General features: G+C 49.4%; 21 protein-coding genes and 1 riboswitch. Of the genes, 12 read left to right on the top strand and 9 right to left on the bottom strand.

Annotated elements, in window-relative coordinates:
* Positions 1-17 precede the first annotated feature (17 nt).
* Positions 18-422 carry a hypothetical protein gene (locus tag ACFOGI_RS00135; RefSeq protein ID WP_390266619.1) on the top strand — a complete coding sequence of 135 codons (405 nt, stop codon included), beginning with the start codon at positions 18-20 and terminating at the stop codon, positions 420-422.
* A complete protein-coding gene (locus ACFOGI_RS00140) occupies positions 304-753 on the top strand; it encodes a hypothetical protein (protein WP_390266621.1) in 450 nt (149 codons plus the stop codon). The genes ACFOGI_RS00135 and ACFOGI_RS00140 overlap by 119 nt, the downstream gene beginning before the upstream one ends.
* Before the next feature lie 33 nt (positions 754-786).
* On the opposite strand, the gene ACFOGI_RS00145 is transcribed toward ACFOGI_RS00140, so the two are convergent.
* Positions 787-1,317, bottom strand: coding sequence for a YusW family protein (locus ACFOGI_RS00145; RefSeq protein ID WP_390266623.1), 531 nt, complete (start codon positions 1,315-1,317; stop codon positions 787-789).
* A 159-nt stretch (positions 1,318-1,476) separates the two neighbouring features.
* On the opposite strand from ACFOGI_RS00145, the gene ACFOGI_RS00150 reads away from it, so the two are divergent.
* From ACFOGI_RS00150 to ACFOGI_RS00160, 3 genes are all read left to right on the top strand, one after another.
* On the top strand, positions 1,477-2,394 hold the full coding sequence (locus ACFOGI_RS00150) for an aldo/keto reductase (RefSeq protein ID WP_390266625.1): 918 nt from the start codon (positions 1,477-1,479) through the stop codon (positions 2,392-2,394).
* 223 nt (positions 2,395-2,617) lie between these two features.
* Complete coding sequence (thpD, locus tag ACFOGI_RS00155) at positions 2,618-3,529, top strand: ectoine hydroxylase (RefSeq protein WP_390266626.1); 912 nt, start codon at positions 2,618-2,620, stop codon at positions 3,527-3,529.
* Between the two features lie 291 nt (positions 3,530-3,820).
* Positions 3,821-5,260: an MDR family MFS transporter gene (locus ACFOGI_RS00160; protein ID WP_390266628.1), complete on the top strand. Its 1,440-nt coding sequence runs from the start codon at positions 3,821-3,823 to the stop codon at positions 5,258-5,260.
* Positions 5,261-5,319: 59 nt separating this feature from the next.
* Here the strand turns inward: ACFOGI_RS00160 and ACFOGI_RS00165 are convergent, their stop codons facing one another.
* Positions 5,320-5,628: a MerR family transcriptional regulator gene (locus ACFOGI_RS00165; RefSeq protein WP_390266630.1), complete on the bottom strand. Its 309-nt coding sequence runs from the start codon at positions 5,626-5,628 to the stop codon at positions 5,320-5,322.
* A 1,175-nt stretch (positions 5,629-6,803) separates the two neighbouring features.
* Here ACFOGI_RS00165 and ACFOGI_RS00170 point away from each other — a divergent pair.
* The 3 genes from ACFOGI_RS00170 to ACFOGI_RS00180 all read left to right on the top strand — a co-directional run bounded on the left by ACFOGI_RS00170 (position 6,804) and on the right by ACFOGI_RS00180 (position 9,982).
* Positions 6,804-7,751, top strand: coding sequence for an MBL fold metallo-hydrolase (locus tag ACFOGI_RS00170; RefSeq protein ID WP_390266632.1), 948 nt, complete (start codon positions 6,804-6,806; stop codon positions 7,749-7,751).
* 72 nt (positions 7,752-7,823) lie between these two features.
* A riboswitch (purine riboswitch) is annotated at positions 7,824-7,925 on the top strand.
* A 171-nt stretch (positions 7,926-8,096) separates the two neighbouring features.
* Entirely contained in the window at positions 8,097-8,684 is a 588-nt protein-coding gene (locus tag ACFOGI_RS00175; protein ID WP_390266634.1) for a xanthine phosphoribosyltransferase, read from the top strand.
* Positions 8,681-9,982 (top strand): nucleobase:cation symporter-2 family protein, encoded by a 1,302-nt coding sequence (locus ACFOGI_RS00180; protein ID WP_390266636.1) that lies wholly within the window; start codon positions 8,681-8,683, stop codon positions 9,980-9,982. The genes ACFOGI_RS00175 and ACFOGI_RS00180 overlap by 4 nt, the downstream gene beginning before the upstream one ends.
* Before the next feature lie 84 nt (positions 9,983-10,066).
* Here the strand turns inward: ACFOGI_RS00180 and ACFOGI_RS00185 are convergent, their stop codons facing one another.
* Together ACFOGI_RS00185 and ACFOGI_RS00190 are read right to left on the bottom strand one after the other, a co-directional pair.
* Positions 10,067-10,852 (bottom strand): cytochrome c oxidase assembly protein, encoded by a 786-nt coding sequence (locus ACFOGI_RS00185; protein WP_390266638.1) that lies wholly within the window; start codon positions 10,850-10,852, stop codon positions 10,067-10,069.
* Between the two features lies 1 nt (position 10,853).
* Positions 10,854-11,345 (bottom strand): DUF2243 domain-containing protein, encoded by a 492-nt coding sequence (locus ACFOGI_RS00190; protein ID WP_390266640.1) that lies wholly within the window; start codon positions 11,343-11,345, stop codon positions 10,854-10,856.
* 195 nt (positions 11,346-11,540) lie between these two features.
* Here ACFOGI_RS00190 and ACFOGI_RS00195 point away from each other — a divergent pair, with 195 nt between their 5' ends.
* Positions 11,541-13,049 carry a flotillin family protein gene (locus tag ACFOGI_RS00195; protein ID WP_390266642.1) on the top strand — a complete coding sequence of 503 codons (1,509 nt, stop codon included), beginning with the start codon at positions 11,541-11,543 and terminating at the stop codon, positions 13,047-13,049.
* Between the two features lie 53 nt (positions 13,050-13,102).
* Here ACFOGI_RS00195 and pdxK read toward each other — a convergent pair whose 3' ends face one another.
* Entirely contained in the window at positions 13,103-13,915 is an 813-nt protein-coding gene (gene pdxK / locus ACFOGI_RS00200) for a pyridoxine/pyridoxal/pyridoxamine kinase (RefSeq protein ID WP_390266644.1), read from the bottom strand.
* Between the two features lie 201 nt (positions 13,916-14,116).
* Between pdxK and ACFOGI_RS00205 the strand changes: the two genes are divergently transcribed.
* Positions 14,117-15,331, top strand: coding sequence for a DUF819 family protein (locus tag ACFOGI_RS00205; protein WP_390266646.1), 1,215 nt, complete (start codon positions 14,117-14,119; stop codon positions 15,329-15,331).
* A gap of 250 nt (positions 15,332-15,581) precedes the next feature.
* Positions 15,582-16,352, top strand: coding sequence for an SDR family NAD(P)-dependent oxidoreductase (locus tag ACFOGI_RS00210; protein ID WP_390266648.1), 771 nt, complete (start codon positions 15,582-15,584; stop codon positions 16,350-16,352).
* Positions 16,353-17,090: 738 nt separating this feature from the next.
* Here ACFOGI_RS00210 and ACFOGI_RS00215 read toward each other — a convergent pair.
* Together ACFOGI_RS00215 and ACFOGI_RS00220 are read right to left on the bottom strand one after the other, a co-directional pair.
* A complete protein-coding gene (locus tag ACFOGI_RS00215; protein WP_390266650.1) occupies positions 17,091-17,252 on the bottom strand; it encodes a hypothetical protein in 162 nt (53 codons plus the stop codon).
* 26 nt (positions 17,253-17,278) lie between these two features.
* Entirely contained in the window at positions 17,279-18,808 is a 1,530-nt protein-coding gene (locus ACFOGI_RS00220) for a BCCT family transporter (protein ID WP_390266652.1), read from the bottom strand.
* A gap of 199 nt (positions 18,809-19,007) precedes the next feature.
* On the opposite strand from ACFOGI_RS00220, the gene ACFOGI_RS00225 reads away from it, so the two are divergent.
* Complete coding sequence (locus ACFOGI_RS00225; RefSeq protein WP_390266654.1) at positions 19,008-19,364, top strand: SpoIIAA family protein; 357 nt, start codon at positions 19,008-19,010, stop codon at positions 19,362-19,364.
* A gap of 50 nt (positions 19,365-19,414) precedes the next feature.
* Here ACFOGI_RS00225 and ACFOGI_RS00230 read toward each other — a convergent pair whose 3' ends face one another.
* Positions 19,415-20,149, bottom strand: a complete 735-nt coding sequence (locus ACFOGI_RS00230; protein WP_390266656.1) for a YqjF family protein — start codon at positions 20,147-20,149, stop codon at positions 19,415-19,417.
* 73 nt (positions 20,150-20,222) lie between these two features.
* Positions 20,223-20,357: a hypothetical protein gene (locus ACFOGI_RS00235; RefSeq protein ID WP_390266658.1), complete on the bottom strand. Its 135-nt coding sequence runs from the start codon at positions 20,355-20,357 to the stop codon at positions 20,223-20,225.
* Positions 20,358-20,526: the final 169 nt, after the last annotated feature.

Consider the following 20,526-nt stretch of genomic DNA (forward strand, 5'->3'; position numbering starts at 1 on the left):
TGTAACCAAGAATTGATGTGATCCATTCTTTTTTTTACACTTTTACACAATTATACGGACTTAATCGGGAAATCAGCAGGAGCCGTGAGATATCCGCCGGAGCGCGGAGAAATCGGCAGAAGGCGCGGGGAATCAGCAGGAGGTGCAGGAAATCAGCGGGAGCGCGAGGGAATCGGCAGGAGGCGAGAGAAATCCGCCGTAGAGCGAGGGAATCAGCAGGAGCCGTGAGAAATCCGCCGGAGCGCGGAGAAATCGGCAGAAGGCGCGGGGAATCAGCAGGAGGCGCGAGAAATCCGCCGGAGCGTGGCGAAATCGGCAGAAGGCGCGGGGAATCAGCGAGAGCGCGAGGGAATCAGCGAGAGCGCGAGGGAATCAGCGAGAGCGCGAGGGAATCAGCAGGAGGAGCGGGAAATCCGCCGTAGAGCGAGGGAATCAGCAGGAGCCGTGAGAAATCCGCCGGAGCGCGGAGAAATCGGCAGGAGGAGCGGGAAATCAGCAGGAGCCGTGAGATATCCGCCGGAGCGCGGAGAAATCGGCAGAAGGCGCGGGGAATCAGCAGGAGGTGCGAGGGAATCGGCAGGAGGCGCGAGGAATCAGCGGGAGCGCGGCGAAATCGGCAGAAGGCGCGGGAAATCAGCCGGAGCGCGAGGGAATCAGCAGAAGGCGCGAGAAATCCGCCGGAGCGTGGAGAAATCAGCAGGAGCCGTGAGATTATCCGCCGTGTGCGTCCATGTGACAGCAGCCATTACATAACAAACGGACGCTCTGAAGGCGTCCGCTGTTCAATTAATTTCGCTCATATTCCAGTTCGTTTTGGTCATCGAATTCAATTTCTACTTCGAATTCTTCGGCATCCTCAGGGATGTTGAACGCTTGTGCTACTTCTTGTGCTACCTCTTCTTCGGGTGTGCTTTCATCAAAGGTGAATTCTGTAAAGATGCTGTCCAGCTCTTCCATGGCTTCATCACCTTTCAGCTGGATGCCTGCATTCTCATCCTGGTAGGATGCTTCGGTTGTATCGTTTTCCTGCTCATATTCCACTTCCACGGCATCCCGGGTACCATCAATATCTGCTTCCACGCTGAACTGCGTGAATCCGTATGATTGAGAGGAAGTTGTTGCTTCTTCGTCATTTGCACCGGTCGTCTGATCAGTGCCTCCGTCATTTTCCGAGGCATTATCCATTTGCTCATTTTCCCCCGCAGGTTGTCCTTCCGATTGATCTGCGGGGGATTCATCTGTCTCGCCCCCATTTCCGCAAGCAGCAAGTAATAATGTAAGTGCTATAATTGCTGCCGATCCCAGCAGTCTCTTCATCAACCATCTCTCCTGTCCTTTTATTTGATTTCAAAAGTAGTATTTCCTGTCCGTTTCCTTTCTAAACTCTCATAATAATGGTGTGGTTAAGGTGTCTTATAAGTACTTTCCATTGGTAAATGGTAGAATGGCAGTACTATGGGAGAAAGGAAGTTTTATATGGAAAAGATGCGACTCGGCAACAGTGGGCTGGAAGTTTCCAATATTTCATTGGGTTGTATGAATATGGGCAAGGAATCGGTGGAGAAAACGGAGAAAATTGTGCGTCAGGCATTGGAACTTGGGGTGGATTTCTTCGACCATGCTGATATTTATGCCGGCGGACAGTCGGAGGAAACTTTCGCAAAAGCAATCGATATGAAATCTTCTATTCGGGAAAATGTTTATCTTCAGACAAAGGTGGGTATACGTAAAGGGTTCTACGATTTTTCGAAGGAACATATACTGAAGTCGGTTGAAGACAGCCTGCACAGGTTACATACCGATTATGTGGATGTCCTTCTTCTTCACCGTCCCGACACATTGGTGGAGCCGGAGGAGGTGGCAGAGGCATTTGATCAGCTCTACACAAGTGGGAAGGTAAGACATTTCGGGGTCAGTAATCATCATCCCCGGCAAATAGAATTGTTGAAGAAAAATGTAGATCAGGAATTGATCATCAACCAGCTCCAGTTCAGTGTGATGCACACAGGGATGATCAATCGTGGACTACAGGTGAATACCAGAAGTGGAAGCGGTCTCGACAGAGATGGTGGGGTCCTTGAATATAGCAGGCTTCACGATATGACCATCCAAGCCTGGTCACCGTTCCGCTATGGAATGTTCGAAGGGTTCTATATCGATAACGAAGAGTTTCCCGAGCTGAATGAAAAGCTTCAGGAAATCGGCGAAAAGTATGGTGTTAATAAATCGGCGGCTGCCATCGCCTGGATTCTCCGCCATCCAGCGGGAATCCAACCGGTCGTAGGTACGATGACACCGGAACGATTGAAGAAAATTGTTGCAGCATCAGAGTTGAAGATAACACGCCAGGAATGGTATGAAATTTACCGTGCTGCCGGAAATGAGCTGCCATGACCTGTTCAACCTGAGACGGTAGGAATCCCCTGAATTGGCTGGGGAATTTCTATACCAATTAATTTCCTATTATTTTAAACTTTTTATATATTAGGTGTTTACATTTTAATTAACTATGTTAAGATGTCGGTATACAGGGAATTTCCTCAAGGTATGCCGGAATTTGGAAATACATGCAACAGATTCAAAAGCGTGAAAATTTTTTTAAAGAGGAGCGGATATCATGCAAGATCTTTATCCTTCAAGAAAAAATGACACATTTAAGATTCTGGATAGAAAAGACCCTGTCATACACACGGACCGATCCAAAGATGATCAGGCTCCTATTTCAAAAGAACAGTTGGATTCCTACGAAAAGAATGGGTTTCTGCAGGTAACGGACCTCTTCTCCGATGATGAAGTGGCCGATATGCAGAAAGCCATTTTTGAGTTGCAAGATGCTACTAAAGGAGTAGAATCCGAAAAAGTGATCCGTGAACCGGAGAGCGAGGATATCCGGTCCATCTTCCACGTACATCATGACGATAACTACTTCCAAAAAGTGGCTAATGACCAGCGTATTCTTGACATTGTCAACCATTTGCTTGGCAGTGATGTATACGTGCATCAGTCCCGCATCAACTACAAACCGGGGTTCAAAGGGAAAGAATTCGACTGGCATTCCGATTTTGAAACGTGGCATGTAGAGGACGGTATGCCGCGGATGAGAGCGGTGAGTGTATCCATCGCCTTGTCTGACAACTATACGTTCAATGGCCCGCTGATGCTGATTCCTGGATCCCAGAACTACTACATCAGCTGTGCAGGAGAGACTCCGGATGATAACTATAAAGAATCCCTGAAGAAACAGAAATTGGGAGTTCCGGATGAAGACAGCCTGCGCTTCTTGGCTGAAACCGGCGGAGGAATTTCCGTACCGACCGGCAAGGCTGGTTCTATCACACTATTCGAGTCGAACACGATGCACGGCTCTACCAGCAATATGACACCATACCCTCGTAACAATCTGTTCATGGTGTATAACAGTGTGGAGAACCGCCTGGTTGATCCATATTCAGGAGGGAAGCCGCGCCCAGAATATATCGCTGTCCGTGAAAGCGGTGTAGGCGCCCATCTCAGCGGCAGCTACAGCTAAGCAAGTCATAGCGGCAATCGATAGATAGAGAGGGAGTTCACCTAATAAAAAAATAATCGGCATACAACTTATGCTGCTCCAGTTCTGGGGCAGCAATTTTTTTACCTTGGATAGCTGCTGGTTCTTCTGTCTGATCTATTTTCTTCTCAACATTCGGATGCACCGCTGGTTGAGTAAGATTCTGGAGGAGGATTATCTTTTGTGTTAGTATGTTCAAGCGGCTTTAGTACATAGCCTGATTTGTTTTGCAATAAACTAATCCTTATCCAATAGAAGAAAGAAGGGGAAACTATGGGGAACAATGATATACCGGGAACAGGGGAGCCTGAGTCTATTCAGAAGGTGCCCATCATGATTGTCCTTATTTCCGGGGCATTTGTGGCCATCCTCAATCAGACCCTGTTGGGGACAGCTATTCCTCATATCATGGAAGACTTGCAATTGGACGCTGCTACTGCACAGTGGCTGCAATCCATATTCATGCTGGTCAATGGAATCATGATACCGGTCACCGCCTTCTTGATCGAGCGTTTTACCACAAGGGCCCTCTTCCTTACAGCCATAGGGACATTTACGGTTGGGACATTGCTATGTGCGGTTTCACCGAATTTCAGTTTCCTGCTGTCAGGGAGAATCTTGCAGGCTGCTGGAGCAGGTATCATCATGCCGCTGATGCAGACGATCGTGATGCTGATCTTTCCGGTGGAAAAGAGAGGGACTGCCATGGGATTCTTCGGACTGGTCATCGCTTTTGCACCGGCTATCGGCCCAACCTTATCGGGCTGGATTGTGGAAAACTATCCGTGGCGCACACTGTTCTTCATCATGCTGCCAATTGCCATCATTGATATATTGATTGCTTATTTCGTCTTGAAAAACGTAACGAAGCGGACATTCCCGAAACTGGATGTCTCTTCCATCATCTTGTCCACGCTCGGTTTTGGTGGGCTGCTGTATGGCTTCAGTATAGCCGGAAGCACCGGGTGGTCAAGTGTTCCTGTGGTTGTATCGTTGCTTGTCGGACTTGTCAGCCTGGTCATTTTCATCCGCAGGCAATTCCAATTGAAACAGCCCATGCTGGAGTTCCGGATTTTCAAGTATCGGATGTTCACGTTGACGACGGCCCTGGGGATGGTCACATTCATGGCGATGATCGGTGCAGCCGTGGTCCTTCCGATGTATGTACAGAACATGCTCGGCTATACGGCGTTTGAATCCGGTCTGATGCTGATGCCTGGGGCGATCATCATGGGGCTGATGAATCCAGTGACAGGTAGGCTATTTGACCGATTTGGTGCCAGGTACCTTTCCATTATCGGATTGTCCTTGATCGTGATCACTACCTTTATGTTGACCGTGCTGACTGTAGAGACTTCGTTGACCTATCTGGCGATCGTCCATGCCTTTCGGATGCTGGGGGTCGCCATGGTAATGATGCCTGTCACGACGGCGGGCCTGAACGATCTGCCGCCGGACATGATTCCGCACGGTACGGCTTTGAATAATACCATGCGCCAGGTATCTGGTGCGGTCGGAACGGCGCTTCCGATTACCATCATGTCCACTGCAGCCATTCCGGAAGAAGGGATCAGCGGCATGATTCATGGTGTGAATGTATCGTTCATTTTTGCTGGAGTAACTGCAATCATCGGATTGATCATCTCCTTTTTCATCAGAACGCCAGTGAGGGAAAAAGAGGGGGAGGAGCAGATCCGTTCCTGGAGAAAATAAAGCCAAGACCATGCGGGCAGGGAGAGATTCCTGTCCGCTTTTTTTGTGCGTGGCTGATCCTAGGGTTTTCTCATATTGAAGTGGGCATTGAGCTGGCCGCGCCGCAATTCTTCCCGTATTTGCTTGGAATTTTTCTTTTTCATCATGTCTCTCTTGATTTCATCCGTCTGTACGCCTTCTTCTCGTTGATCGGCGATGTTCATCAATGCTTCGATGTCAGAAAAGGAGTATTTTCTTGTTCCTTTCTTGCTGCGTGCAGGGAATATCAGCCCCCTTTCTTCGTAGTAGCGTATTTTTCTTTCCGATAATCCGGTCAGTTCATGAACGACTCCGATGGTAATGACTTTCTTTTCCCGGTAACTAGTCAATATTTTCTCCCTTTCCTTTTAAATTTCATTCTACCGGCGATCAACGATACAGTTGAAATGACTTTTGCCACCGCTGGATGTGAATTTATATTTCAGGAGAAGCGACGGGCATGAAGATCGCCAGCTTTTCTCTTGTTAATCTTCTACAGAAATGAGCAGGGCTGCCACCGCTACGGCAGAACGCTTCGCTTTCCGTGGGCACGGCTTCAGTCTCCTCGGAAGCAAAGTACGCTTCCTGCGGGGCCTTCAGACTCGTGCTGTTCCCACAGGAGTCTACGCATTCTGCCTCCGCTGGATGTGAATTTATGTTTCAGGAGAAGCGACGGGCATGAAGATCGTCAGCTTCTCTCTTGCTAATCTTTTATAGAAAAGAGAAGGACTGCAACCGCTACGGCAGAACGCTTCGCTTTCCGTGGGCACGGCTTCAGTCTCCTCGGAAGCAAAGTACGCTTCCTGCGGGGCCTTCAGACTCGTGCTGTTCCCACAGGAGTCTACGCATTCTGCCTCCGCTGGATGTGAATTTATGTTTCAGGAGAAGCGACGGGCATGAAAATCGCCAGCTTTTCTCTTGTTAATCTTCTATAGAAATGAGCAGGGCTGCCACCGCTACGGCAGAACGCTTCGCTTTCCGTGGGCACGGCTTCAGTCTCCTCGGAAGCAAAGAGCGCTTCCTGTGGGGCCTTCAGACTCGTGCTGTTCCCATAGGAGTCTACGCATTCTGCCTCCGCTATGTGAATCGATCTGATTTTTGAATGACTGTGGAGGATCAATAGCCTAAAGTCACCCGGCTATCATTGAATTCTTCTATTCTCTCTATTACAGCGACAGACATCACTAAAATCAAATCACCAAACCCGCGGAAAGCGAAGTGGAACTTCCGCAGCGGTGTGTAAGGCGCACATCCTGCTCACATCAGCCTCAATACGGGCGATATTTAGAAAACAGAATTCGCTCCCTAACTATAACCCCATTTATCTTAATTATCAGTTTAGTTTATAAAAACAAGAATGTCACTCCTTATGTAAGAAAATCTTACAAATATAATGTGAGCCAGGAAATACACCCAACCACAAGCCGACACAGAGCCGCCAATTTGCAATAAGGTATAGAAACGGTAAAATATGAGAAAGGGCAGTGAATTACATATTTTACCTAATGGGGAAAGGGAACGTTTTATGCTGGAACAAATAAGTAAAGACATCTATCGTCTCGTGGTGGAATTTCCTCCGGGAAACGAAGAGACGAACTGCTATTTGATAAAAGGGGCAAACGGTTACACGGTGGTGGATACCGGAATATACTCGGAGCACGCCATCCAGATATGGAGAAAAGCACTTGGAACAGACATTAAGGTGGAGAAGGTGGTGCTCACCCATGTCCATCAGGACCATATAGGTCTCGCAGGCTGGTTTCAACGGGAATTAGGGGTGCCCGTTGTCATGTCGGAGAAGGGGTACCAGCTGACCAAAAGGCTACGATCCGCCTCTAATGTGGAGCGGTTGAACAATATTCTCCCCAACTACGGCGGACCGAGGTTGCCGTCGGATATGATGGAAGATGATTCATTCATTTTTGCTGTCGAGCCTGATCAAATATTCCATGAACAGGATAAGATTTACTTGGGGGATGATGCATATGAAGTCATCTGGACACCGGGTCATGCGCCGGACCATTTTTGTTTCTATAACCGGGAGAGGAAATTGATGATTGTCGGGGATCATATCCTGAAGGCCATTTCACCGGTGATCGGGTTATGGGAAGGGGAGGAAGGCAACCCGCTGAAAGATTATTACCATTCACTAAAGGCGGTGGAGCCATATGAAACGGCTCTTGCTCTTCCGGGTCATGGAGAAGTGATGGAGAACTTTCAGGAGAGGGTTCGCCAGACCAGGCAGAAACATGATCAACGCTTGGAACAGGTGATGTCCTTGGTGAACGAGAAGCCAACTACAGCTGCAGAAGTCTGCCGGAAAATCTATGGAGAGAGGCCGTTTCCCTCCATGCTCAGTACGTTTATGGCCAGTCTCACCCGTCTCCTTTATTTAGAAGAACAGGGAAGAATCCGCCGGGTAGAGGTGGACGGTGTTTCCTGTTTCCATCCGATTGAGGAGGATAAGGCATAGAGGGTAGAATTGTTTGAATCGTCTTTCTATTCGGTGCGGGGTTGTTTTTCCCGATTCACATGCTATACTGTAAACAATTCAATAAGGCATTTTCATATAATCGCGGGGATATGGCCCGCAAGTCTCTACCGGTTTACCGTAAATGAACCGACTATGGAAAGCAGCGGAGTGAATGGGGGACGTCTCTGAACAAGGCGTCGCCATTCCTTTTCGGTTTTCAAAAAGCCCGAAAAGTTTGCTTTTATCATGGCGATGGTAGAAGTACACTTTTCGGGCTTTTTCGTCTGCTGGGATATGGAATGCTGAAGTGGATATCATCTTTGACCAGAAAGAAAGGGGATTATCATGGAAAGACTGAAGCAGAAGATCATGCAGGAAGGCAAGGTCTTGTCCGACACGGTATTGAAAGTCGATGCATTCTTGAACCATCAGGTGGACCCGGTCTTGATGCAAGCCATTGGGGAGGAATTCGACAGCAGGTTTAAAGAGGCGGGAGTGACCAAGATACTCACCTTGGAATCATCCGGAATCGCACCTTCTGTCATGGCAGGTTTGTACATGGGAGTGCCGGTCATATTTGCAAGAAAGAAAAAATCGCTGACATTGATGGATGATCTGTACTCGGCTGACGTCTATTCTTATACGAAACAGGAGAGTAATGAGATTTCCATCTCTAAAGAATATATCCAGCAGGAGGATACCGTCCTCGTCATTGACGACTTTTTAGCGAATGGACAGGCCGCATGGGGGTTGATCCATCTGGTCGAGCAGGCGTCAGCTGATCTGGCGGGCCTTGGCATCGTCATTGAGAAAGGATTCCAGGATGGCGGCGACGAGTTGCGCCAGAAGGGTATCCGTGTGGAGTCATTGGCAATCATTGAATCTCTGAAACAAGGGGAAATCCAATTCAGCAAAGAGGAGGCAGCCGTATGAAAACAGCAGCATTAGGGATTCAGCATGTATTGGCCATGTACGCAGGAGCCATTCTGGTGCCATTGATTGTAGGTGGGGCGCTTGGTCTCACATCTGCACAACTGACCTATCTGGTCGGCATCGATATTTTGATGTGCGGGGTGGCGACCCTTTTGCAGGTAGTCAAAAACCGCTACTTCGGCATCGGGCTCCCTGTTGTTCTCGGTTGTACCTTCACGGCAGTCGGGCCGATGATCGCGATCGGCGGCGAGTATGGAGTTTCTGCGATATATGGGGCGATCATCGTTTCCGGTTTATTCGTCGTCCTGATCAGCAAATTCTTCGGCAAGCTGGTCCGCTTTTTCCCACCGGTCGTAACTGGCACGGTGGTCACGATCATCGGTATTACGCTGATTCCGGTAGCGATCAATGACATGGGTGGCGGACAAGGTGCGGAAGATTTCGGCTCCCTATCCAATATCGCTCTTTCCTTTGGAACATTGTTGTTCATTATCTTGATGTACCGGTTCAGCCGAGGATTTATCCGTTCCATTTCCATTCTATTGGGGCTTGTATTCGGAACAGCCGCTGCGGCTTTCATGGGAATGGTCGACTTTTCAGCAGTGGGAGAAGCATCGTATTTCCATCTTGCCCAGCCTTTCTATTTTGGCATGCCGACCTTTGAGTGGTCTGCCATTGTGACTATGATTCTCGTAGCGATGGTGTCATTGGTAGAATCATCCGGTGTGTATTTTGCGTTGGGGGATATTACGGAGAAGGAATTGGAGCAGAAAGACCTTGCCCGGGGATACCGGGCGGAAGGGCTGGCCATCCTCCTGGGAGGAATCTTCAATGCCTTCCCATATACAGCATTTTCCCAGAACGTCGGACTGATCCAGATGACTGGCGTCAAATCGGTAAGGGTCATATTTGTCGCAGCTTTCATGCTGATCGGGCTTGGATTGGTGCCGAAGATTGCGGCACTGACTACCATCATTCCGACTCCTGTCTTGGGTGGAGCAATGATCGCCATGTTCGGTATGGTTATTTCCCAGGGAATCAAGATGCTGAGCAAGGTCATCCCGAATTCTCCGGAGAACTCCATGATTGTGGCCTGTTCGGTAGGGATGGGACTTGGTGTGACGGTGGTGCCTGAGATTTTCGCCGCGTTCCCATCGAGCATCCAAATACTGACAAGCAATGGGATTGTAGCGGGAAGTGCCACGGCCATCGTCCTGAACATCGTCTTCCATATGCTGCCATCAGCCTCGAAGGCAAAGAAGGAGCAACATACCGTTGTGTTGAGGAAGGAAGCCTGAATAATAGGCATGAATGAATAAGAGAAGAATAGGAGACAGCATACCAGCATCAGTGCTAGGTATGCTGTTTTTTCGTTTTTCGAATTAGCCGGAGGCGGAAACCTCCCTGTCCGTTTCCTTCGGTGCGGCGGCTTGATACCAGTGATAGCAGAGGATCACTACAATGAGCAAATCGACTGCATCCCCACCGTAATACATCAGCATGCCGCCTGTTTCCGCTTCCTGCGAAGGGACACCCTGAGGAGGATTGGCATAAATATGCTTGGATAGGATCCCATGGGCAGCAAGTGCGAGCACCAGGATGGCACTGCGATACAGGTAGCTGGTTCGATGCGGAATCGGCTCCACATAAATCAAAGATACGGTGAACAGGTATCCGGCCAAAAAGATGTGCAAGTGGATGAGGATATGAAGCAGCGTACTTTCATGCATCAGCTGATATAGATCCGTTGTATAGAGAATCCAAAGGCCGCCGAGATTCACTGTCGCTGTGACAGCCGGGTTGCTCAAGAAGCCGAGGATCCTGCTGCGGAGAATCCGGGTGAATTTCTTTGCATGCTCAACCGGCAGCGAACGAAGCAGCAATTTCACCGGTGCACCGAGGGCCATCAGCAAAGGGCCAAGCATTCCGAGCAGGAGATGGCCTGTCATATGGACGCGGAAATCTCCGTGGGCGAGTTGTGCCAGCGGACCTGCAACAGATATCAGGCAGAGCAGTGTTCCGGCCAACCATAGCATTGTACGGTAGATCGGCCAGTGCCTGCCGTTTTTTCTGGAAACAATCAAAGCTGCTATGTAAATGAACAGGGCGGCAAGGAAGGGAAGGGAAAGGACCCATTCTGCGAAAACAGGCAGATGATGGTCTTTCATATCACTTGACCTTTCCTTTCATTAGTTTCCTGGTTTGCAGGACAACGACAATACCGATGATTAAGATAATCGTTGCAATAAGGTTCCACGCTAGATCATAGAGAAGAAGGTTGTCGGTATCATAGCGGATTTGATGGAGGCGCATCAGCTTATGCTGGACGATTCCGTCATACAAGTTGAAGGCGCCGAGACCGAGGAGGACGCCGCCAATCCATCGTTTCACCCACCATGCGCTCCGTCGCCGGAGATCTGCCACCATGAACAAGGAGCCGACCGTAGCAAACCAGCTGAAGGCATGAAACAGGCCATCCGACAGGAGCCCGATCTGGGTAGTCGACCTGTCATAGAAATGGTGCCACCCGAGCAACTGGTGAAAGATCATTTCATCCAGAAAAGCCACCAGTCCAAGCCCGAAAAGGATACCGGACCACAAATTGCGGCTGGAATAGTTGATTTGCGGTCCTTTGGAGAATTTATTGTCAATCACACCCATTGGATGGGCCCCCCTCCGTTTGTTTTTATCCATTGTACCCTAGTTTGGCAGGGGATAAACGGAACTCTATTTTTAACAGATCCATCAGCAGAAAATTCCATTTATACTGAAACCATTTGAAAACTCATCCGTATTACAGTTATACCGGCTTCAAAAAGCTGGTACATACATCTAGAAAAGGGGCGGGTCAGTTTTATGTTTGAAAACGCACTAGTTTTGATTATTCTTGTCATTCTGGGAGCGGTGGCTCTCATTGGCGGAATCAGCACATTCATCATCTTCAGGCTTCGTTATAAGACAGCCAGTTCGAATGAAGCCTTGATTGTCACGGGGCCGAATTTGGGAGATCCCGAAAAAGAGAAGAATGTATTCGAGGATGATAACGGACGTTCGGTGAAGATCATCCGTGGCGGCGGTTACCGTCTGCGTATGTTCCAGACGGCAACTCCGATCGATCTTACATCCTTTCAGCTCCAGGTCGATTCCGAGAAAGCTTATACAAAGGAAGGGATTCCGGTACGGGTCGCCAGTACGGCGGTAATCAGTATCGGAAGCGAGCTGGCGATCATGGCCAACTTTGCTGAGAAATTCCTGGGTAAGAAACAGAATGAGCGTGAGTCTGAGTTGCAGGATGTGCTGAACGGGCATCTCCGGTCCATCATTGCATCCCTGCCGATTGAAAAGATCTACAATGACTTCAAGGAAGTCAATACACAGGTGAAAAAGATAGCGGAAGCCGATTTGAAGGGGATGGGCTTTGAAATCACGTCCTTTGCGTTGAATGATGTAGAGGATGTTGATAAGGAAAATGGCTACATCGATGCTCTTGGGCGCCCGCATATTGCGGAAGTGCAGAAGCATGCCGATATGGCGGAATCTGATGCCAAGAAGGAAACACGCATCTATCAGGCGAAAAACGACCAAGAGGCACAGGAAGAGTCGAACCGCCGATTGACGGCGATCGCCCAGTCGAAGAACGAAAAGGATATTAAAGAAGCGGAATTCCAGAAGGAGACCAACCGGGCGCAAGCGAACGCCGAGCAGGCGGGCGAGCTGGAACGGCAGAAGCTGGCCCAGCAGGTCAAGGAAGAGGAATTGAAAGTACAGTACATCGAGCGCCAGCGGGCGGTACAGTTGGAGGAAGAAGAGAACAAACGGCGCCGGTCCATTGCGGATACGGAAGCATACCGGACAACGAAAGAAGCAGAAGCACTGGCAGAAAAGGAACGGATCCGCGGGGAATCCGAAGCAGAAGTCATCCGCCAGCGCGGTATTGCCGAAGCAGAGGCGAAAGAACGGATGGCCAAAGCCATGGAACAGTATGGAGAAGCTGCCGTCATGGAAATGCTGATCAACGTATTGCCTGAATATGCGGAGAAGGTGTCTGCACCTATTTCGCAAATCAAGGATATGAAGGTCATCGATATGGGTGGATCCGACTCGCGAGGTGGTACATCGAAGGTTGCCGGCAGTGTCACATCCACCATGCTTGGCATCCAAGAGTCGTTGAAGGAGACAACAGGAATAGACTTGAAGGCCATGCTGGAAAGCTATGTCTCCCGGGGCCAAGTCAATAACTTTGATGCCGGGATGAGGAACAGTTATGAAGAAATTTCGGCCGCAAAGGAGTCAGCAGAAACGGAGCATGCTGAAGCTGAGGCGGACCAGCAGGAATCTGATCAGACAAAAAAGGAAGAGGAATAGACAGATAAAAGACCCGGAACGGCATCTGATAGCCGCTCCGGGTCTTTGCTGTCTTATTGATTGCCGCCTGTCTGGTTATACGCACCATGCATGACCGGACCGACGAACTGGTTCAGTTTCCAGCCATGGGCAATGGCTGCAGTGACGAAATCCTTTGCATCGCTGACCGCATCTTTAACAGACTTTCCATTGGCCAGGTTGGCTGTCACAGCTGCAGCAAATGTACAGCCTGCCCCATGGTTATAAGTGGTATTGATCTTATCCTGCTCCAGCAGGGTGAAATCTTGTCCATCATAAAATAGATCGATGGCTTTATCATGGTCCAATTCTTTCCCGCCTTTGATGACCACATGCTTCGCGCCAAGCTCATGGATTTTCTTGGCGGCCTCTTTCATGCCGTCAATGGTCTTGATCGGGCCAGTCTGGGCAAGTTGTCCTGCTTCAAACAGGTTCGGGGTGGTGATCAGGGAACGAGGGAGGAGATATTCTCTCATCGCATCGGTGTTTTCCGGCTGCAGCACTTCATCTTCCCCTTTACATACCATCACCGGGTCGAGTACAAACTTATCGATATGGAATTCATCGATCTTCTCTGCTCCAAGTTTAATGATCTCGACAGAGCCCAGCATTCCTGATTTCATGGCATCGATGCCGACGGAAAGGATGGTATTCAACTGCTTCTCCACCACGTCTGTATCGATGGCTGTTACGTCATGGCTCCAGTCCTCCGGGTTCATGGCTACAATGGAAGTGAGAGCGTTCATCCCATAGACTCCATGTTCCTGGAATGTTTTCAAATCTGCTTGTATACCTGCACCGCCGCTGGAATCAGAACCGGCAAGTGTCAATGTCTTTTTCATGGTCATCGTGTGTCCTCCTTTGGTCACTTCAGAAAAATCCTATAACTCCTATAGGATATAACATTTTCCACGAATAGAAAAGGGGGAAACCCTGTAAACAGCGAATAGAGAGGTAGTACATGGATAAAACAAGGGATAGTTTTGAGAATGTTCCTTTGTTTCTGTATAATATGTGCATATTACACACATAGAAAAAGGAGAGAGATCATGATTTATTCGATTATCCAGCCGGACGAGACCTGGCTGCTTTGGGCATTTTTGGCCGGCTGGGCAGCAATAAGCATCTATTTGGAACAGAAATACAGCTGGGCATCCAAAGTGTCCGGGGCGATCATTGCCCTGGTCGGTGCGATGCTCCTGGCCAATTTACAGGTCATTCCATTGGAATCGCCTGTCTATGATGCAGTCTGGGCCTATGTCGTTCCGCTCGCTATTCCGCTGCTGCTATTCCAATCCAACATCATCAAAATATGGAATGAAAGCGGACGTCTCTTGCTCATGTTCCTGTTGAGCGGGATCGGTACGGTCGCCGGGGCGATCACCGCGTTTTTCCTTTTAAAGGATGTGATACCAGGACTGGATGAGATAGCCGCCATCATGACCGGATCGTATATCGGCGGGAGCGTCAACCTGGCCGCATTGTCTGCACGCTTCGAGACACCGGGGGAGGTCATTTCTTCCACTGTGGTGGCCGATAATATGATGATGGCACTGTACTTTCTTGTACTTATGGCCATCCCGGCTTCGAAATTCTTCACCAGACGATTTTCCACTCCACATATCAAGGAAGTGGAGGAGACCCGGACGGACAAGGATGAAAACCTGGCAGCCTCCTATTGGAAAGGAAAAGAGATTTCCTTGAAAGATATTGCACTGGCAGTCGGTACGGCACTTGCGCTGGTTGCTGTTTCTTTCAAGCTGGCGGAAATTTTCGCTTCCATTATACCATCCGGGGAAAATGTCGTGTTGAGCATCTTGAACACCATATTAGGGGACGGCTATTTGATGTTGACCACACTTACATTGGTAGCGGTCACCGTGTTTTCCCGTTATTTTGAAAGCATCAGGGGGGCACAGGAAATCGGCACTTATCTCATTTATATCTTTTTTGTCGTGATTGGCGTTCCTGCATCCCTGCCTGTCATTCTGCAGAACGCGCCGATGCTGTTCGTGCTCGTATTTGTGATGGTTGCCGTGAATATGCTGTTCTCCTTCATTTTCGGCAAACTGTTCAAATTCAATCTGGAGGAGGTCATCATCGCCAGCAATGCGAACATCGGCGGGCCTACTACAGCGGCTGCAATGGCCATTTCCAAAGGATGGAGCAAACTGGTCGCCCCGATATTGATTGTCGGCACGATCGGCTATATCGTGGGAAACTATGCCGGCGTAGCGCTCGGACAATGGTTCAGCGGTTTTTGATAGAGGAAAAGAGTATAGAGTATGGGACAGGATTGTCTCATCCCAAGGAAAATTGACCTTTGGTTTCGTGGAGATAGCCGCTAGGGAAATATGCCTAGCTTTCCACTGGCGGCAGGTGAGCCACTTATGTTATCGCACGGCGGTCTCCGATGTTTACTGTCTGTGCCAAGGGGAACATGAGTAATAAGTAACATTTTCCTATGAATATTAACCTATTGAACCAACCTATTTGAAAGGAGTGCATATGGAAATGGCTAGACTGGAAGGAAAGACAGCAATCATCACCGGGGGAGCCGGTGGCATTGGTAAAGTGACCGCAGAGAAATTTCTCAAAGAAGGGGCTAAAGTGACCTTGGTCGATATGAACCAGGATGCCTTGGATGAAGCGAAGAAGGAACTGGACTCTCTTGGCGAAGTGATTACAGTGGAAGCAAACGTCACGAAAGAAGAGGATGTGAAAAAATATGTAGATGAAACCGTCGATCGATTCGGTTCCATCGATATCTTCTTCAATAATGCGGGGATTGAGGGCAAAGTGGCTCCGATTCCGGAACAGAGCCTGGAAGACTTCAATAAGGTGCTCGGTGTCAATGTCCAAGGGGTCTTCCTCGGTTTGAAATATGTGATGCCGGTCATGGCGAAGCAGGAAAGCGGCAGCATCATCAATACGTCATCTGTTGCCGGGTTCATCGGAACTCCGGGTGTTGCTCCGTACACCACTTCCAAGCACGCGGTTATCGGGTTGACCAAAACAGCTGCATTGGAAGTGGCTGATTCGAATGTACGCGTCAATTCCATCCATCCGTCCCCGGTAAATACCAGAATGATGCGTTCCCTGGAAAAAGGGTTCAATCCGGATGACGCCGAATCTGCGAAGACACAGCAAGAGCAGGCGATTCCGATGCAACGCTATGGTGAATCCGAGGATATTGCCAATCTGGTATTATTCCTGGCTTCCGATGAGTCCAGCTTCATCAGTGGTTCGCAGTATCGGATCGATGGCGGTATGGCAGCACAATAAACGACATTCAACAAAAACAACCCACGGGGGAATTCCTCGTGGGTTGTTTTTGTTCACTATTGATTCAAATCATATATACAGCATCATTGAAATTCTCTCCATTCGTCTGAAAGGAAAAAAGTTTGTTTGCAATCGCTCCGGCAGAACGCTTCGCTTTCCGTGGCCACGGCCTCAGTCTCCTCGGAAGCAAAAAACGTTTCCTGTGGGGCCTTCAGACTCGTGCTATTCCCACAGGAGTCTACGCATTCTGCCTCCGCTGGTACGGTAGGTGAATTTTAACGGAATTGCTGAAGTGACTTTTAGCGATAATGGGGTGAGCTGCTGATAACCCGGAGCACCTAGCGATATCGGGAGTGAGCAGCTGATAAACCAGTGCATCAGCTGATATGTGGCGGGTGCTGCTGATAACCTGGCGCACCTGGTGATATCGGGAGTGAGCAGCGGATAAACCAGTGCATCAGCTGATATGTGGCGGGTGCTGCTGATAACCTGGCGCACCAGGCGATATCGAGCGTGAGCAGCGGATAAACCAGTGCACCAGCTGATATGTGGCGGGTGCTGCTGATAACCCGGAGCACCTAGCGATATCGGGAGTGAGCAGCTGATAAATCGGAGCACCAGGCGATATGTGGGGTGAGCAGCTGATAAATCGGAGCACCAGGCGATATGTGGGGTGAGCAGCTGATAAATCTGTGCATCTGGCGATATGCGTCCTGAGCAGCGGATAAACCGGAGCACCTAGCGATAACCGGCCTGTGCTGCCGATAACCCGGAGCACCAAGCGATATGTGGGGTGAGCGGCGGATAAATCGGAGCAGCAGGCGATATCCAGCCTGAACAGCGGATATCCCCGCGCACCCGCTGATATCCTGCCTGTGCTGCTGATATACAGCCCCACACACGCCTACCCCTGGTCGATCATCATTCTACCAGTCTTCTTCTTCTTCCACTTTCTGTTTTTCTCTGCCTTCTCTTTTGAAGTTGCGGAGAATGGCGACCATCATCAGGAGCATGATGATACCGAATGGCAGGGCGGTGATGGTGGCGATTGCCTGCAGCCCATTGAGTCCTCCACTCAAAAGCAATACGGTGGCAATGGCAGAGATCAGCAGGCCCCATATGATCAGGATACTGTTTTTCGGGTTCAAATTGCCTGAAGAGGAGAATACGCCCAGAACATAGGTGGCAGAGTTCGCTGACGTAACGAAAAAGATGCCGATCAGTACCAGGGCTGCCAGGCTCATGATGAAACCGAACGGCAGCTGTTCCAATACCAGGTACAATCCAATCTCCGGTTTTTGTGCGATGTCAGAGGCGAAATCCGTTTGTCCGGTCAAATCCATATGCAAACCGGTTCCGCCGAAAATGACAAACCAGAAAATGGTCAGAAGTGTCGGTACGACCAATACGCCAAACATGAACTCACCTAGTGTACGTCCTTTGGAGACCCTGGCGATGAAGGTTCCGACGAATGGGCTCCAGGAAATGATCCAAGCCCAGTAAAAGAGGGTCCATGTCCCCATCCACTCGTTTTCTGTATATGGAGTGGTGCGGAAGCTCAGCTCAAACAAACTGGAACCATACTGTCCGATGGTTTTGGATATATGCTCGATCAAGAACACGGTCGGCCCAAGGATGAGGACCATCAGCATAAGGACTCCGGCAATTCCAAGGTTGGATATGCTGAGGTATTTCATTCCTTTGTCCAGACCGGAAGCGGTCGAGATAAGGAAGATGGCTGTTACCGTGCCGATGATGATCAACTGCATCCAGCTGTTGTTCGGCAGTCCGAATACTTGGGACAGACCGCTTCCGAACTGCATGGTGCTCAAGCCGAATGAGGTGGCGATCCCCACGGTCGTAGCGACGATTGCTACGATATCGATCAGCTTGCCAGGCCATTTATGGACATGTTCTCCAATTAAGGGGTAAAAGGATGAACTGACCAAGCCTGGCAAGTCTTTCCTATATTTTGCAAAGGCGAGGCCGAGAGCGACCACCGCATAGATGGCCCATGGATGGAATCCCCAATGGAAGACACTGAGAAGCAATCCTCTTTCTGCTGCAGCCTGGGTACCGGCTTCCGTACCGGCAGGTGGCTGTGCAAAATGGGATAAGGGTTCTCCGATTCCCCAGAAGACGAGCCCGACCCCCATGCCGGCAGCAAACAGCATGCCGATCCATGCGAGGTAGGAATACTCCGGTTGATCATCCTTTTGCCCCAGCTTCATCCGGCGGTATGGACCGACGCCCAGATACAGGCAGAAACCGATGAACAGGGCGGTTGAGATGACATAGAACCAGCCGAGGCTCTGGGTCATCTGGTCCATCAGCCCAGTAGTGATCCCGGTCATCGAGCTGGGGGAAAGAAGTCCCCATAATACCACCGTAAAGATGATGATGGCGGAAATGATGAAGACCGATCGGCTTTGAAATTTGTGAAATATATGTTTCATTTTCTGTTTTCACCACACTCTCTATAACTCTACTACTCTAATAGATGAACTACCACAATGGACGGGAAGGAAAACGTACCTAAGCAGGACGTCCTGGGGAAATGTCATGATTTTGTAAAAGATGAAGGAAAGGAATGGGTCGTTTCGCCTTATGCCATGCAGGGAACTGCATCTATAAACCATAAAGGAGGGTCATTCGATGTTCCGTATTCTTCCGAGCCGTGACCCATCCACAATTTGTGTAGAGGTGGACGGCAAGGCGACCGGAGAGGATGCAGAAAAAATGGATCAGCATGTAAGAGACACTTTCGGTGAAGATGAACCATTCAATATCCTGGCGATCATAAAAGATATAGACGGTATGACCTTGCAGGGGCTGTTGAAGGGTCCGAAAGTGGATGCCAAGCGTTGGGACCAGTTCCGCAAATTCGCCGTGGTCAGCGAGAAGAAATGGGTGGAGAATGCAGTGAAAATAGGTGATGTTCTCCCGGGGATCATGACCGAACATTTCGGCAAGAATGAATTGGAAGAAGCGTGGGAGTGGATCCGACGATAATATCAGAAGCTTCCGTCAGCACGTGGCGGAAGCTTCTTTTTTCTGCATGCCTAAGCTTTTTTTAATGGCCAGAACAGAACGCGGCGGGAATGGGCATAATGCAGGAGCATCCGATTCCCGGTCGCTTCGGCGGGAAGGAACGGGGTAAGCCCTTGTTTCTCGATGATTGCTTCAGCATCGGCTACCTTCCATGGCAGGTGATGAATGCCGACGGTGAATACATGGTCTTTCACCTGTGTCCATAAATAGTAGCGTTCGAGCAGCCAGTGATCGAGTGTGCCTTTTTCCGGAAAACGGCTTTCCGACATAGGGCGGTATCTGCCTTTGAAGGCCAGTTCACGATTGCCATGGCGTTTGCTATGGTAGTGGAACCAATCTCCTCGTTTCTTCATCCCCATATTCGCATAGTAGTAGGGGAGGGTTCCCATTCTGGCACCAAGCACTGGCAGGAGTTTCTCTGCATCCAGGCTGAAAAAATAGATGCCGGGAATGCCATCCCTTTTCACATAGGTGCGGACATTCAATTCAAGGAACTTCCTGATATAGGGGAAAGAGGGGAGCAGCCGGATGCGCATATCGCTGATCTTGAACGGAATGATGGAGACCCAAGCCTCGCCATCATAGGTATCCAGTTCCATTTGGTCTGGGACGTATCTGCGGATGGTTTCGGGGGAGGCGGGAAGATGGAGGAATAACAAGTCGTCCCATTTCTGGGTCATCATCCATGGACCGGCAGGCAGGGGGCTGTCACGATGTCCTGTTTCCTGAAGGATCTTTTTGTACATGGGAGCACACTCCTTTTGTGTTCAGCCTTAGTATAAGAAAAGGCCCGGAAGTCTATTCCAGGGCCGTTTTTTCTTATTTATGGTTGTCGTTCTGTTTTGGGTTTGTATCATTTTCACGCTGTGGGCTGATGTCCTGATCAGGATCATTCTTCTTCATCTCCTGTTCTGGTGAATCCTGATTATGCTTCTTTTTGTTGTCGTCTGTCATGATTCTACCACCTTTCTGTCATGGAAAAGATTATTTATCGTTCTTACTTGTCCATTTCCTTTTCCCTGCTTCGTCAAACATTCCTGTTCCAGGTTTAACGTCTTTCTCTGTGGGTATAGTCAAAAAGAGCCAGTCATCCATTTACTGGCAGAACCGGAAATAATTGAGG

The sequence above is a fragment of the Virgibacillus xinjiangensis genome, assembly GCF_042643145.1.
Classification (GTDB): Bacteria; Bacillota; Bacilli; order Bacillales; family Amphibacillaceae; genus Virgibacillus_O; species Virgibacillus_O xinjiangensis.